12 protein-coding genes are annotated in these 14,487 nt (G+C 45.9%); 5 read left to right on the forward strand and 7 right to left on the reverse strand.

All coding sequences use genetic code 11. The features are described 5' to 3' along the window. Nucleotides 1-28 precede the first annotated feature (28 nt). The 6 genes from prpF to NL645_RS19175 form a co-directional block, all read right to left on the reverse strand. Nucleotides 29-1,225 (reverse strand): 2-methylaconitate cis-trans isomerase PrpF, encoded by a 1,197-nt coding sequence (gene prpF, locus NL645_RS19150; protein WP_253652223.1) that lies wholly within the window; start codon nucleotides 1,223-1,225, stop codon nucleotides 29-31. 9 nt (nucleotides 1,226-1,234) lie between these two features. Then, nucleotides 1,235-3,826 (reverse strand): Fe/S-dependent 2-methylisocitrate dehydratase AcnD, encoded by a 2,592-nt coding sequence (acnD, locus tag NL645_RS19155; protein ID WP_253652224.1) that lies wholly within the window; start codon nucleotides 3,824-3,826, stop codon nucleotides 1,235-1,237. A gap of 156 nt (nucleotides 3,827-3,982) precedes the next feature. After that, nucleotides 3,983-5,125 carry a 2-methylcitrate synthase gene (gene prpC / locus NL645_RS19160; RefSeq protein ID WP_134646565.1) on the reverse strand — a complete coding sequence of 381 codons (1,143 nt, stop codon included), beginning with the start codon at nucleotides 5,123-5,125 and terminating at the stop codon, nucleotides 3,983-3,985. A 130-nt stretch (nucleotides 5,126-5,255) separates the two neighbouring features. After that, on the reverse strand, nucleotides 5,256-6,152 hold the full coding sequence (prpB, locus tag NL645_RS19165) for a methylisocitrate lyase (RefSeq protein WP_005395068.1): 897 nt from the start codon (nucleotides 6,150-6,152) through the stop codon (nucleotides 5,256-5,258). Between the two features lie 12 nt (nucleotides 6,153-6,164). Further along, nucleotides 6,165-6,878: a GntR family transcriptional regulator gene (locus NL645_RS19170; RefSeq protein ID WP_005395069.1), complete on the reverse strand. Its 714-nt coding sequence runs from the start codon at nucleotides 6,876-6,878 to the stop codon at nucleotides 6,165-6,167. Nucleotides 6,879-7,143: 265 nt separating this feature from the next. After that, nucleotides 7,144-7,542: a GFA family protein gene (locus tag NL645_RS19175; RefSeq protein WP_253652225.1), complete on the reverse strand. Its 399-nt coding sequence runs from the start codon at nucleotides 7,540-7,542 to the stop codon at nucleotides 7,144-7,146. A gap of 259 nt (nucleotides 7,543-7,801) precedes the next feature. Between NL645_RS19175 and NL645_RS19180 the strand changes: the two genes are divergently transcribed. The 5 genes from NL645_RS19180 (at nucleotide 7,802) to NL645_RS19200 (ending at nucleotide 12,698) form a co-directional block, all read left to right on the forward strand. Then, nucleotides 7,802-8,773 carry a tripartite tricarboxylate transporter substrate binding protein gene (locus NL645_RS19180; protein ID WP_253652226.1) on the forward strand — a complete coding sequence of 324 codons (972 nt, stop codon included), beginning with the start codon at nucleotides 7,802-7,804 and terminating at the stop codon, nucleotides 8,771-8,773. 239 nt (nucleotides 8,774-9,012) lie between these two features. Then, nucleotides 9,013-9,507, forward strand: a complete 495-nt coding sequence (locus NL645_RS19185) for a tripartite tricarboxylate transporter TctB family protein (RefSeq protein WP_253652227.1) — start codon at nucleotides 9,013-9,015, stop codon at nucleotides 9,505-9,507. Between the two features lie 19 nt (nucleotides 9,508-9,526). Next, on the forward strand, nucleotides 9,527-11,053 hold the full coding sequence (locus NL645_RS19190; RefSeq protein ID WP_005395074.1) for a tripartite tricarboxylate transporter permease: 1,527 nt from the start codon (nucleotides 9,527-9,529) through the stop codon (nucleotides 11,051-11,053). A 277-nt stretch (nucleotides 11,054-11,330) separates the two neighbouring features. Beyond that, on the forward strand, nucleotides 11,331-11,846 hold the full coding sequence (locus NL645_RS19195) for an adenylate kinase (RefSeq protein WP_104971761.1): 516 nt from the start codon (nucleotides 11,331-11,333) through the stop codon (nucleotides 11,844-11,846). An 81-nt stretch (nucleotides 11,847-11,927) separates the two neighbouring features. Next, complete coding sequence (locus tag NL645_RS19200; RefSeq protein ID WP_005395076.1) at nucleotides 11,928-12,698, forward strand: sulfite exporter TauE/SafE family protein; 771 nt, start codon at nucleotides 11,928-11,930, stop codon at nucleotides 12,696-12,698. A 305-nt stretch (nucleotides 12,699-13,003) separates the two neighbouring features. On the opposite strand, the gene NL645_RS19205 is transcribed toward NL645_RS19200, so the two are convergent. Next, on the reverse strand, nucleotides 13,004-13,975 hold the full coding sequence (locus tag NL645_RS19205; RefSeq protein WP_253652228.1) for a TAXI family TRAP transporter solute-binding subunit: 972 nt from the start codon (nucleotides 13,973-13,975) through the stop codon (nucleotides 13,004-13,006). Between the last annotated feature and the right edge of the window lie 512 nt (nucleotides 13,976-14,487).

Raw genomic sequence — 14,487 nt, forward strand, 5'->3', positions numbered from 1 at the left:
CTCTCGTTCTATTCAAAGACCATTCTTTTCACTCAAAGACATCAGAGGGTACACGCACAAATCCCTCCATTAGTATTCTCGCACTTCGGCTCATGATGGCTTTTTGTACCACCCAGCCCTGTTCAACTTGCTTCGCTTGTGCTCCAACTTTTAACGTTCCTGAGGGGTGGCCAAAAGTCACTGACTCTTTTTCACCGCCACCAGCAGCCAAGTTAACCAACGTACCCGGCACACACGCCGCTGAAGCGATAGCAACGGCTGCTGTTCCCATCATTGCATGGTGAAGTTTGCCCATCGACAACGCACGAACCAACACGTCTATGTCTGTATCATTGACCGCTTTGCCACTTGAAGACAGGTAACTTTTCGGTTTAGCAACAAATGCTATTTTCGGCGTATGTTGGCGTGTTTGAGCTTCTTCTAAATCAGAAATCAGGCCCATTTTTAACGCGCCATATGCACGGATAGATTCGAACATCGCCAATGCTGCATCATCGTTGTTGATATCGTCTTGTAGCTCGGTGCCCTGATATCCTATCGATTCAGCATCAATAAAAATGGTTGGAATGCCCGCATTTATAAAGGTGGCGTTAAACGTACCTACATCCGGTACCACTAAATCATCGACTAAGTTGCCTGTTGGGAACATGCTGCCTTCGCCATCGGAAGGGTCAACGAAATCGACTTGAATCTCAGCGGCCGGAAACGTCACGCCATCGAGCTCAAACTCGCCGGTTTCTTGGACGAAACCATTAACAATTGGAACGTGAATCAAGATGGTTTTACTGATGTTCACCTGCCAAACACGCACCGTCACAATACCATTTTCTGGAATGCGATCTTGTGGAATCAGCCCAGCATGAATGGCGAAAGGACCGACAGCGGCAGACAAGTTGCCGCAGTTACCACTCCAATCGACGAATGGTTTGTCGATCGACACTTGTCCAAACAAGTAGTCAACATCGTGATCGGCTCGGCTACTGCGAGAAACAATTACTGTTTTACTGGTGCTTGACGTCGCACCACCCATGCCATCAATTTGCTTTGCGTACGGATCTGGGCTGCCGATAACACGCAACAAGAGTTTGTCACGAGCTTCGCCTGCCACTTGTGCTTCTTGTGGCAAATCGTCGAGGCTAAAAAAGACCCCTTTACTTGTACCGCCACGCATGTACGTCGCCGGCACTTTGATTTGGCTCATTTGATTCGGAGTTTTGCTTTCCATACCCACTCCTTATTGCGCCAAGAAATCTTGCGCGAAACGCTGCAAAACACCACCTGCGTTGTACACGTGAACTTCGTCAGCGGTGTCTAGGCGGCAGGTAACAGGAACGTCAACTTTATCGCCGTTGCTACGCGTGATAACCAAGGCCAGATCCGCACCCGGTTTAATCTCGCCAACTACGTCGTAAAGTTCCGTACCATCCAGTTCTAACGTATTACGGTTTACACCTGGTTTGAATTGCAACGGCAGTACGCCCATGCCAACCAAGTTAGTACGGTGAATACGCTCAAAGCCTTCAGCAACAATGGCTTCTACGCCTGCCAAACGAACACCTTTTGCTGCCCAGTCACGAGATGAACCCTGACCGTAATCCGCGCCGGCGACAACAATCAATGGTTGTTTACGATTCATGTAGGTTTCAATCGCTTCCCACATGCGTACAACCTGGCCTTCTGGTTCGATTCGCGCCAGAGAACCCTGAACGACTTCACCGTTCTCTTTCACCATTTCGTTAAATAGTTTCGGGTTAGCAAAGGTCGCACGTTGCGCCGTTAAGTGATCGCCACGGTGAGTCGCATAAGAGTTGAAGTCCTCTTCCGGAACGCCCATTTTGGCAAGGTATTCACCCGCAGCACTGCTCGCCATGATCGCGTTGGATGGTGACAGGTGGTCAGTCGTGATGTTGTCGCCCAGAACCGCTAATGGACGCATGCCAGACAGTGTTCTTTCACCCGCCAGCGCACCTTCCCAGTAAGGTGGACGGCGAATGTAGGTACTCATCGGACGCCAGTCGTAAAGCGGACTAGAGCTTTTCTCTGCGTCATCCAGCTTAAACATCTGAATGTAAACTTGCTTAAACTGCTCAGGTTTAACATGATTACCGACAACTGCATCGATCTCTTCGTCACTTGGCCACAAATCATTTAAGTAAATTGGTTTACCGTTTTGGTCAATACCCAGAGCATCGCGCTCGATATCAAAACGAATGGTACCCGCTAACGCATAAGCAACAACCAATGGTGGTGATGCAAGGAAAGCTTGTTTTGCGTAAGGATGGATTCGGCCATCGAAGTTGCGGTTACCAGACAGAACGGCTGTCGCATATAAATCGCGATCAATGATCTCTTGCTGGATTTTTGGATCCAACGCGCCACTCATGCCGTTACAAGTGGTACATGCGTAACCGACGATACCAAAGCCAAGCTTTTCTAACTCTGGTAATAAGCCCGCTTCTTCCAGGTAAAGACGCGCTACCTTAGAACCCGGAGCAAAAGACGATTTCACCCAAGGTTTACGTACAAGGCCGAGCTCATTGGCTTTCTTCGCGACAAGGCCAGCAGCGACGACGTTTCTTGGGTTACTGGTATTAGTACACGATGTGATAGCAGCGATGATCACTGCGCCATCTGGCAGTTCGCCTTCTTTCTCTTCCCACGCACCAGAAATGCCACGCTGCGCCAACTCAGATGTTGGTAAACGGCGGTGAGGGTTTGACGGGCCGGCCATATTACGACTTACTGATGATAAATCGAATTCCAGTACACGCTCGTAAACCGCTGTATCAAGATCGTCTGCCCAAAGACCAGTTTGTTTTGCGTATTTTTCTACTAGAGCAACTTGCTCTTCATCTCGACCAGTTAGTTTTAAGTAATTGATGGTCTGCTCATCAATATAAAACATGCCAGCTGTCGCGCCGTATTCTGGTGTCATGTTGGAAATGGTTGCGCGGTCTCCGATCGTTAGATCGCGTGCACCTTCACCAAAGAATTCAAGATATGAAGAAACAACACGCTCATTACGTAAGAACTCGGTAATCGCGAGGACAATATCCGTTGCGGTAATGCCTGGTTGACGTTTACCCGTTAGTTTTACACCAACAATATCAGGTAGACGCATCATTGATGGTCGGCCAAGCATTACGGTTTCAGCTTCCAGACCACCAACACCGATCGCGATAACGCCCAATGCATCAACGTGCGGCGTGTGACTGTCCGTACCCACACAGGTATCTGGGTAGGCAATACCCTGCTTCGCTTGCACCACAGGAGACATTTTCTCCAAGTTGATTTGGTGCATGATGCCGTTACCCGCAGGAATCACGCTTACGTTCTCAAACGCTGTTTTACACCACTCGATAAAGTGGAATCGGTCTTCATTACGGCGCTCTTCAATCGCGCGGTTTTTGTCGAAGGCGTCAGGGTCAAAGCCCGCATGCTCAACCGCTAAAGAGTGGTCGACGATCAGCTGAGTCTCAACCACAGGGTTCACTTTTGCAGGGTCGCCGCCCTGATCCGAAATGGCATCGCGCAGACCCGCTAAATCGACTAGAGCGGTCTGACCAAGAATGTCATGACAAACAACGCGTGCTGGATACCAAGGAAAATCAAGATCACGCTTACGTTCAATTAACTGTTTTAGGCTATCCGTCAATGTGTTCGGTTCACAGCGACGGACCAGTTGCTCGGCTAGCACGCGGGAGGTGTAAGGGAGTTTTTCATAGGCTCCAGGAGAAATGGCATTGACGGCTTCGCGTGCATCAAAGTAATCCAGTTGAGTTCCCGGAAGCGGCTTACGATATTGGGTATTAATATTTGTGTTCATGGTTTGCTTCCATTCAGTCTGTACATCTTGCCTTCATCAACGTTTTTCCATTGCTCCAGAAACATCGTGATGAGAGGAGCTCCTTCCTCTGTCAGAGAGAGGTACAAAGGAAGGAGGTGGTCAATCAAAGCGTATGTGCCCTAATTGACCTTCGCGCTAGCGATTCTCGATAGGTACCCATTCTTGATGATCTGGGCCCGTGTAATCAGCACTTGGGCGAATGATGCGGTTATTGGCACGTTGCTCATAAACGTGTGCCGCCCAGCCCGTTAAACGACTCATCACAAAAATTGGTGTGAACAGCTTGGTTGGAATGTCCATGAAGTGGTAAGCCGATGCATGGAAGAAGTCCGCATTACAGAACAGACCTTTCTCTCGCTTCATCACTGATTCCACACGCTCAGAAACAGCATATAGATGTGTATCACCGACTTGCTGTGACAGCTCTTTCGACCAGCGTTTAATCAACGCGTTGCGAGGATCACTTTCGCGATAGATGGCATGGCCAAAGCCCATGATCTTGTCTTTGTTGGCCAGCATTTTCATGATGTTCGCTTCCGCCTCGTCTGGCGTTTGCCAATCTTCAATCATTTCCATCGCTGCTTCGTTTGCGCCGCCATGAAGTGGCCCGCGAAGCGTACCGATTGCTGCCGTAATACAAGAATGAATGTCTGACAACGTTGATGCACAAACACGCGCTGCAAAAGTTGATGCGTTGAATTCATGCTCAGCGTAAAGGATTAAGGAACAGTGCATCACTTGCTTGTGTAGCGCTGATGGCTCTTTATCTGTAAGCAATCGTAAGAAGTAACCGCCGATGCAGTCTTCGGTTTGATCTTCTGTATCGATACGAACGCCATCGTGACTAAAACGATACCAGTAGCAGATGATAGCTGGGAAAAGCGCCAGCATACGTTCCGTCGAATGCAATTGCTCATCGAAGCTCATTTCTTGCTCTAGATTTCCTAACACAGAACAACCAGTGCGCATCACATCCATTGGATGAGCAGTAGCAGGAATAAGCTCTAACGCTTGCTTAAGCTCAGCTGGTAAGCCGCGAAGGTTTAAGAGATGTGTCTTGTACGCATCCAGTTCTTTCTGAGTTGGCAAGTGACCGCGTAACAGAAGATGTGCAACTTCTTCAAATTGAGCATTATTGGCAAGGTCAGTAATATCGTAACCGCGATAAGTCAGACCGGTCCCCGTTTTTCCGACAGTACATAAAGCTGTGCTTCCAGCGCTTTGACCGCGTAGGCCTGCACCACCTAACTCTGCTTTCTTTTCTGCAGTTTGAGACATTGTTTGAACTCCTTTTCTGTCTGGCTTTGCCCTCTTTGGAGCGTTTTTTAGCCAGACGAATTTCACGTTATTGAATTAGATAAATTCCGATTATCTTTTCTTGGGCTTCCGTCTATCTTTTCTTTTCCAGCTATTTTCCTTCAGAGAATAGCTGGTCAAGTTTGTCTTCGTAATCGTGGTAGTTCAGGTGCTGATACAACTCTTTGCGTGTTTGCATTGAATCAACCAAAGCTTCCTGATTGCCCACTTCTAGCAAATGCTTGTAAACCGTTTCAGCGGCTTTGTTCATGGCACGGAACGCACTTAATGGGTAAAGCACCATATCGACTTTCGCTTTTGCAAGCTCATCGCAGCCGTACAGTGGCGTTGCGCCGAACTCGGTAATGTTGGCCAGAATAGGAACGTGCTTTCCAGTTGCTTGCTCAAGTGCGTTTGAGAACTGAAGGTACTGATCCAGCTTGGTCATCGCTTCTGGGAAAATCATATCCGCGCCAGCTTCCACACACGCAATCGCACGCTCAATTGCACTGTCCATACCTTCAACAGCTAGCGCGTCAGTACGAGCCATAATCACGAAGCTTTCATCATTGCGTGCGTCAACCGCGGCTTTTACGCGATCAACCATCTCTTGCTGGCTCACAATTGCTTTGTTCGGACGATGCCCACAACGTTTCTGTGCGACTTGATCTTCCATATGAACCGCAGCAGCACCCGCCTTTTCCATTGCTTTGATCGTGCGAGCAATATTAAATGCGCCTCCAAAACCGGTGTCGATGTCGACCAATAGCGGTAAATCACACGCGTTAGTGATGCGGTCAACATCGACCAGTACGTCGTTCAATGTTGTAATACCGAGATCCGGCAGTCCGTATGACGCGTTTGCAATACCGCCGCCAGACAAATAAATCGCTTGATGCCCCAAATTTTTCGCCATCATGGCGCAGTAAGGATTAATGGTGCCAACAATTTGTAGCGGATTGTTTTGTTCAATAGCGAGTCTGAACTTCGCTCCCGGTGTTAAGCTCATGACGAATTCCTTCTAGTCTTTGTCTAAACTTTCTGTATGTATAATTTGCGATTGGATGAGCTTTCGACTTCCTGAGATGTGTCTTCTCATCAGCATTTCTGCAAGCTCTTCATCGCGATTACGGATGGCTTCCAGAATGAATTTGTGTTCAGTCAGCGCTTCATTTGGACGAGATTGCGCGCGCGGTGACTGATAGCGATACATGCGTAACAAGTGGTAAAGCTCGTCGCACAGCAGAGAAATCAGCTTGCTGTTTCGGCTTGCTTGAATGATGCGATAGTGAAAATCAAAATCTCCATGCTGATGGAAGTAAGAGGCTCCCTCCACTTGATCGATGTGCTTAGAATGTGTCGACAATAGCATTTCCAAGCTCAAGAGCTCTTCTTGCGTAATATGTCGCGCTGCTAACCTTGCCGCCATACCTTCTAGCGCTTCGCGAACCGCATAGAGTTCTATCAGCTTTTCTGGAGAAAAAGTGGTCACTCTAGCCCCGACATGAGGAATACGTTCAATGAGCCCTAGCCCCTCTAAACGCATTAATGCTTCACGCAAAGGACCACGGCTGACTTGATATTTCTTCGCCAGTTCAGGCTCCGAGATTTTATGACCAGGCTTAACATCGCCATTCACAATGACTTCAATCAGTGTTTCTGTCAGTGTTTCTGACTTGGTGTGTTCTTTCTCAGAACCCAGTACTTTATAACGAGTTTTCAACTCAGAGTTCATACTCAGATACTCACGTTACCGACATCAAAATGTCTACAATTTCTTAACCTGAGTATAAAGTAGTCGATCAAAGTGTCGACAATCAAGTAAATTGTCGACAATTTAGACTAAGGTCGTAATTTAAATCGATGAAAATCATCTATTACGAGCTAAATGGAGGGGTTATTGCGAAGGAAAAAACAAATTGTCGACAACTAAACGCATCTTAACATTATGATATAAAAGAAAAACAATTAAGCCGTCGAACAATTAAGGATACAAAAGGCTATTCTTTAGGTGAAAATTGCTCAAAAACTTGCTGCGATGTCATCTTTTGTGAGGTGGGATTGAGGTCATAATACGCGGGCTTTTCATCGGTAAAGATCTCTAATGAGAGTTTGAAATCTGGATTGTCGAACAAACCAGCGGAGAGAATGTACTCGCCTGTCGGTAACAAATGATAGAAAAGGTTTGTGCCGCATTCGCCACAAAAACCTCTCACCGCCCAGTCAGACGATAGATAACGCTTTGGCTCGGCCCCCTTAAACGTTACGTTAGGACCACAATGCACAGCATGGAGTGCTCCACTCGACCATTTTCGACACATCGAGCAGTGGCATAGACTCACTTCATTCTTAGCATCTGCGATCACTTCAATAGCGCCGCACAAACATGTCCCTTTCATTCTCTGTTTCCTTATTCGTTTGATGTCATTCCATTATGACGCAATTGTTAGCACGCACGCGTGATGTGCAACCAATTTTTCAGCGTGAACTTTATGAACAAAATACCCGTTATGCTCAATATTCTCTTTATCGACGTTTTAAAGACATCGATTTAACACTTGATTAACCTTTGATACATCAGCATCCAGTTCGAGTTAAAAGCTGAAACAAAAATAAGACTCATCAAAAAATAGAGTCACCAACATAAGGAACGTGAACATGTTAAAGGTAATCAAACCAACGCTCGCCGCATCGATCATCGCAGCTTCATTTTCATTTAACGCTTTTGCTGCTGATGTAGAAAAAATGCATTTCTTGATCCCTGGAGGTGCCGGTGGCGGCTGGGACATGACTGCACGAGGTACAGGTGATGTACTACTCAAATCAGACATCGTTGAGACGGTATCTTTTCAGAACCTTTCTGGTGGCGGCGGCGGTAAAGCCATTGCGCACTTGATTGAAACGGCAGATCGCCAAGAAGATACGCTGATGGTAAATTCAACACCGATCGTCGTTCGCTCTCTAACAGGTATTTTCCCTCAATCCTTTAGAGATCTCACTCCCGTTGCAGCCACCATTGCGGATTACGGTGCCATCGTAGCCTCTGTTGATTCGCCATACAATTCTTGGGAAGACGTAGTAAAAGCATTTGAATCTAACCCTCGCAAAGTGAAAATTGCGGGTGGCTCTGCTCGTGGCTCGATGGACCACCTCGTCGTTGCCGCCGCATTTAAAGGCGACGGATTTGATGCGCGTAAAGTTCGTTACATCGCTTACGATGCGGGCGGTAAAGCCATGGCAGCCCTTCTTTCAGGCGAAACTCAACTGCTCTCTACGGGCCTAGGTGAAGTACTGGAGATGTCAAAATCTGGTCAAGTCAAAGTGCTAGCGGTAACTGCACCAAAACGCCTAGAAGCCGCACCAAACATCCCTACGCTAACAGAATATGGTAACGAAACTGTCTTCGCTAACTGGCGTGGATTCTTTGCTGCACCAGGTACTAGCCAAGAAAAGCTGGATGAATGGAATGCAGCATTTACCAAAATGTACAACACTGACGAATGGCAAGTCGTCCGTGACCGCAATGGTTGGATAGACAACTACAAGGCGGACAAAGCGTTCTTCGCGTTCCTTGAAGAGCAAGAGCAGCAAATGGGTGACCTAATGCGCGAGTTAGGCTTCCTAAAGTAACAGTCGAACAGGGTCCCTAAGATTCCAACCTCACCCAATAACGTGGGGTTGGTATTTCCCCAACTGTATTTGCACTCTAAGTTTCACCGTATATGGATATTGTCGACAATCGGCATGCACACTCCTTTGTTTATATACCCAAAGCAGCTCGACTAGCAGCGAAATGCTTAATTGTTAATGGTTTAGTTTATTCATTAACGTCCATATGCGGTCTTTTTTATTTTTGTTAGGAGTTGAATATGTCTCGTTCAACCAACTTTTTCACCAAAGAATATTTGCTCTGTCGTGACCGTGTCGGCGCAATGATCTTTCTACTCTTCTGTCTTTGCTACGGTTATCAAACCTCGCAAATTCCATTGTTCCCTGGTGATGAATACGAACCGTTCACCGCACGTACTTTGCCAACCATCCTGACTTACGTTGGTGCAGGCCTTTCTTTGTTATTACTGGTAACAGGACAACCAGATAAACAAAGTGGCGCGGTGCTGACCTTTAATTGGAAGTTACTGATCGCTTTCTTGGTTTTGATGGTGCTGTACGGCGTGGGCCTGACTTACCTAGGCTTTGTTATAGCTACTGGCTTCTTTTTATTGGCTGGCTTTTATCTGCTGGGGGAAAGACGTAAACCCGTTCTGTTCGGCGCGTCGTTTCCATTCGTGATCGCGTTCTATTTATTACTTACTCAAGGTTTGGACATCTATCTCGAACCGGGTTTGATTTTCACCATCTGGTAGTCAAAGAAAGGACTGAATTATGTTAGATGGAATTCTACAAGGTTTATCCACTGCAGTAATGCCAATGAACATCATGATGGTGATCGTTGGTTGTTTCGTCGGTACATTTATCGGCATGTTACCTGGGCTTGGACCGATCTCAGCCATTGCTTTGATGATCCCAATTACTTATGGCCTAGAGCCCTCTTCTGGCCTTATTTTGATGGCGGGTGTTTATTACGGTGCGGTATTTGGTGGTTCTACATCGTCGATTTTAATTAACGCGCCGGGTTGTTCTTCAACCGTGGTGACAGCATTCGACGGCTACCCGATGGCTCAAAAAGGCCAAGCAGGTAAAGCATTAGCTTTGGCAGCTTATTCTTCTTTCACTGGCGGTACGCTATCTGCCATTATGTTGCTTGTCGCAGCACCAGCATTGGCTAGCGTTTCACTTAGCTTCCAATCGTCAGACTATTTTGCGTTGATGCTACTTGGGTTATCAGCAGTCGCGGCTTTTGCGGGGAAAGGTCAGGTCATCAAAGCGTGGATGATGACCATTCTTGGTTTGATGCTATCTACAGTTGGTATCGATAAAGGCGTAGGCGTTGAACGCTTTACCTTCGGTTTAACGGATTTAATGGATGGCTTTAGCTTCTTGTTGCTTGCAATGGCGACATTCGCACTGGGTGAGACGCTGATGGGCATTCTTAAACCATCAAAAGACACCAGCGATGAAGAACAGGAAAAGCTGAGTAACATTGGCTCAATGAAAGTGACCAAGGACGAAATCAAAGATGTTGCGCCTGTTTCAATTCGCTCTTCAATATTAGGTTTCTTCACTGGCGTTCTTCCTGGCGCAGGAGCAACCATTGCTGCTTTTTTAAGCTATGGCATGGAGCGCAACCTCGCACCTAAAGAGAAAAAGGAAGAGTTCGGTAAAGGCAGTATCCGTGGTTTGGTCGCGCCAGAATCAGCGAACAATGCAGCCTCTAGTGGTTCATTTGTACCGCTGCTAACGCTTGGCATTCCGGGTTCTGGTACAACAGCAATAATGCTCGGTGCGCTGATCGCTTATGGTATTCAACCTGGTCCTCGCCTGTTTGTTGAGCACCCAGACGTGTTCTGGTCGGTGATCATTTCCATGTACTTCGGCAACATCGTACTCGTGATCCTGAACTTACCGTTGATTCCGTACATCTCAAAGCTTTTGGCGGTGCCTAGAACGGTACTTCTGCCGATGATTTTATTCTTCTCAATCACCGGAGTTTATTTGGTCTCATTCAATACCATGGATGTGTTCGTGATGCTGATTGTCGCTATGGCTGCCATTGCACTTCGACTCGCTAACTTCCCACTTGCGCCTTTATTGCTGGGTTTCATCCTTGGGGGATTAATGGAAGAGAACTTACGCCGCGCATTAATGATTTCAGACGGCGAATTGAGTTTCCTATGGGAGCGCCCTATTACCCTTACCTTTACTGTTTTAGCCGTATTGGTACTGGCAAGTCCACTAATCGTAAAGCTGATTCAAAAGTTTAAAGCACAGCCAGTGAGCGTTGAGCAGTAATAGCTGTCTCTTTCAACCTAGACAAAGCCATCCATCGCGATGGCTTTTCTTTCTCCTATCAAATCGTTCACTTATTAAGCAAAACAATATTGACAAGTCATCGCCTATATATAAGAGTAGTTGCATGAATACACACTTAGCGCAACTTAACCAACGAATTATCATCATTCCATAGGAATGGTGGGATATTTGATGCGCTCAATATTTATCGAACCCACCCATAGCGGTGGGTTTTCTGTCTCTACCGTATGGGAAATACTCTCTTGGAGGCGGTCACATGCAAAAAGTAGCGGTTTTTGGTAAGCCCGGCAGCGGAAAATCGACGATAAGTAAAGCAATCGCGTCTGCTACCGATCTCCCTCTTCATCAATTAGATTCCATAGTCTATAAACCAAACGGTGAGCCCGTTGAGCGTAACGTTTTTGATGAAGCACATAGCAATATACTTCACTCAGATCGTTGGATCATAGATGGTCTGGGGCCTATCAGCTCCTTTAATGCTCGTTTAGATGCAGCCGATACTCTCGTTTATATTGATCTACCATACTCCGTAAGCTATTGGTTTGTGACGAAACGTCTCCTTAAAGGACTATTCATTAAACCCGAAGGTTGGCCTGATGGCAGTTCGGTATTGAAAGGGACATTACAAAGCTACAAAGTTCTTCAGCAATGCCCTGCATTCTGGAATGATGACTTTATGTCTCGTCTCGAAGGGTACTCTCAAAGTAAAACCGTTCATGTCATCAAAAACGTCACAGAACTGAACAATTTTGTTTTAGAGCGGGTAAAGTAAACTTCATATCAGAACACTAGAGCATGTGGGATGGGCCATCTAAAGCTCTAACAATGAAAAAGAACATAACAAGGATTGTTTATGCTTTTAGAACTAGCGCTTTTATTCGTTGCCGGCGTAGTTGGTGGGATCATTAACTCCATTGCGGGAGGCGGAAGCTTTATTACTTTTCCGGCCCTATTGGCGGTTGGTGTGCCTCCAATTATGGCCAACGCAACAAATACTTATGCTTCATGTGCAGGGTACATTAGCGGAGCCGTTGGCTTCAGAGAAGAGATCATGAAGAACAAGCAAGAACTGTTGTTCACAGTCTCATTCAGTTTAGTAGGTGGCGCTGTCGGAGCATATCTGCTGCTCAACACACCAGAATCGCTATTTTTGGAAGCCATTCCTTGGCTACTATTGTTTGCCACCGTGCTTTTCTTGACTGGTTCTCGTTTAACAATGCTTATCAAAACTGTCGCGAAAGAGCACAAACACGCAGGAATACTCGGAGCAATCGCTTTGGGTCTATTACTTGTTGGTGTCTCTGCTTACGGTGGTTTTTTCAACGCAGGTTTAGGGGTTATTGTTCTGAGTTATCTGGTAGTAGCGGGTCACCAAGACATTAATTTAATGAACGGTTTGAAATTGCTGGTATCTACGTGTGTTTCACTCATTGCTATCGTGATTTTTGTTGCGAATGGTTCCATTGACTGGCGCACAGGTAGCGTTGTTTTGGTCGGTACGTTGGTGGGTGGTTATCTTGCAGCTCGTGTATCTCGTCAACTTAATCCCAATCATGTTAAAGGGTTTGTTGCTCTTTCTTCTATTCTGATCACTATCTACTTTTTCATTGATGTTTATGCTTAAGCAAAACTTGTACAAGTGGATAACACTCCTGCAAAAAACGCCATCGCGAAAGATTAATGCTGATCGCTTAACGAGGTTTTTGTGTCATTACAGCGAGCCTTGGCGTGACTAGGGATCTAATAGCAATACGCTGAGCGGCTAATGAAACAATTTTGACCATAAAGGGCTCGGATAGAAGATCCTGTATCACGCTCCTCCGTCGCTGTACAGGATGACGAGAGATAGAAATATGCCACTCGCTGTTAAACGAGTGGCATTAGTCGCGAAAGATGGCGTTCTACATCAATAATAAGAGAAAGTAACGGTTACTTAATCAGCCCTACTTCTTTGTAGTATTTGAGCGCACCTGGGTGAAGAGGCGCAGATAAACCGTCTTTTACCATTTCCTCTTTCTTCAAGTTCGCAAACGCTGGGTGGAGACGGCGGAAATCATCGAAGTTTTCAAATACCGCTTTGACCACGTTATAAACCACATCTTCTGGTACCGCAGTAGAGGAAACAAACGTCGCACCCACACCAAAGGTTTGAACATCACTATCTGTGCCACGATACATACCACCCGGTACATTTGCGACACGGTAGAAGCTATTGTCTGCAACCAATTTTTCTACATTAGGTCCAGCTACCGTTACGATATTACTATCACACGACGTAGTGGCTTCTTTAATCGCTCCACTTGGGTGACCAACGGTATAAATCATCGCATCAATTTTGTTATCACAAAGTGCTTTTGATTGCTCTGCTGCTTTTAACTCAGACACAAGCTTAAAGTCATCGTTACTCCAGCCATACTGGTTCATTAACACTTCCATGGTGCCTCGTTGACCTGAGCCAGGGTTACCAATGTTGACGCGCTTACCTTTCAAATCATCAAAAGTTTTGATGTTCGCGTCTTTACGTGCAACGACAGTGAACGGTTCTGGATGAACGGAGAATACGGCGCGTAGTTCTTTAAAAGGCCCGCTTTCCTTAAACTTACTGGTTCCTTTGTAAGCATGATACTGCCAGTCTGATTGAGCGATACCGAGATCCAATTCACCAGCACGAATAGTGTTGATGTTATAAATCGATCCCCCAGTACTTTCTACCGAACAACGGATACCGTGATCTTCTCGCGATTTGTTAACCAAGCGACAAATTGCCCCACCAGTCGGATAATAAACCCCTGTTACGCCACCAGTACCAATCGTGACAAACGTTTCTTCCGCAGACGCAGAAAAGCCTGTTGTGAGTGCCGCTAAAGAAGCAGCAAGTGCGATTTGCTTAAACTTAAACATTGAACATCCTTTTTACCTGTGTTGATGACCGTTTAAGTATAGCAACCGTTAACAATTTGATAACGTTTGAGTTCTCATCCTTGCAGATTGGCTTAGCAATCACCATTTTTATCAGCATATTCTGCCATCATACAAGGCTCTATATAAGATGTAAGCGCAACCCGTATCGCATAGAAAATTAAATCTTTTTAAAATTTTTCATTTATGAAATGTTTAGACAGACATATCTATTCGAAATTATCTATTAAATAGAAACAATCAGGTCAATTACAATAATCTTGTTAAACAACCTTTATTCTATATAAATATGATGAATTATAACTCCAGACAAAAGACATGAGGCACTTGAAATAAACAAGACGAAAGAGAGAACAAATAATCGTTTAATATGCCCCGATTTCAGATAATAAGTGCGACATTCATGGAAAGGTGTAGAAGAGGAAGCCAACTGCTGAAAGTGGTACGCTCTTCTCGCCAAAGAAACAAGCAGTACTACCATGAATTATCAGCAG

This window comes from Vibrio sp. Y51_MX_L26, from assembly GCF_024181935.1.
GTDB classification, from domain to species: domain Bacteria; phylum Pseudomonadota; class Gammaproteobacteria; order Enterobacterales; family Vibrionaceae; genus Vibrio; species Vibrio diabolicus.

Coding starts and splice junctions, on each gene's coding strand:
- NL645_RS19175 (WP_253652225.1), bottom strand. CDS start 7,542: ATGAAAGGGACATGTTTGTGCGGCGCTATTGAAGTGATCGCAGATGCT.
- NL645_RS19185 (WP_253652227.1), top strand. CDS start 9,013: ATGTCTCGTTCAACCAACTTTTTCACCAAAGAATATTTGCTCTGTCGT.
- NL645_RS19170 (WP_005395069.1), bottom strand. CDS start 6,878: ATGAACTCTGAGTTGAAAACTCGTTATAAAGTACTGGGTTCTGAGAAA.
- acnD (WP_253652224.1), bottom strand. CDS start 3,826: ATGAACACAAATATTAATACCCAATATCGTAAGCCGCTTCCGGGAACT.
- NL645_RS19190 (WP_005395074.1), top strand. CDS start 9,527: ATGTTAGATGGAATTCTACAAGGTTTATCCACTGCAGTAATGCCAATG.
- NL645_RS19205 (WP_253652228.1), bottom strand. CDS start 13,975: ATGTTTAAGTTTAAGCAAATCGCACTTGCTGCTTCTTTAGCGGCACTC.
- prpB (WP_005395068.1), bottom strand. CDS start 6,152: ATGAGCTTAACACCGGGAGCGAAGTTCAGACTCGCTATTGAACAAAAC.
- NL645_RS19200 (WP_005395076.1), top strand. CDS start 11,928: ATGCTTTTAGAACTAGCGCTTTTATTCGTTGCCGGCGTAGTTGGTGGG.
- prpC (WP_134646565.1), bottom strand. CDS start 5,125: ATGTCTCAAACTGCAGAAAAGAAAGCAGAGTTAGGTGGTGCAGGCCTA.
- prpF (WP_253652223.1), bottom strand. CDS start 1,225: ATGGAAAGCAAAACTCCGAATCAAATGAGCCAAATCAAAGTGCCGGCG.
- NL645_RS19180 (WP_253652226.1), top strand. CDS start 7,802: ATGTTAAAGGTAATCAAACCAACGCTCGCCGCATCGATCATCGCAGCT.
- NL645_RS19195 (WP_104971761.1), top strand. CDS start 11,331: ATGCAAAAAGTAGCGGTTTTTGGTAAGCCCGGCAGCGGAAAATCGACG.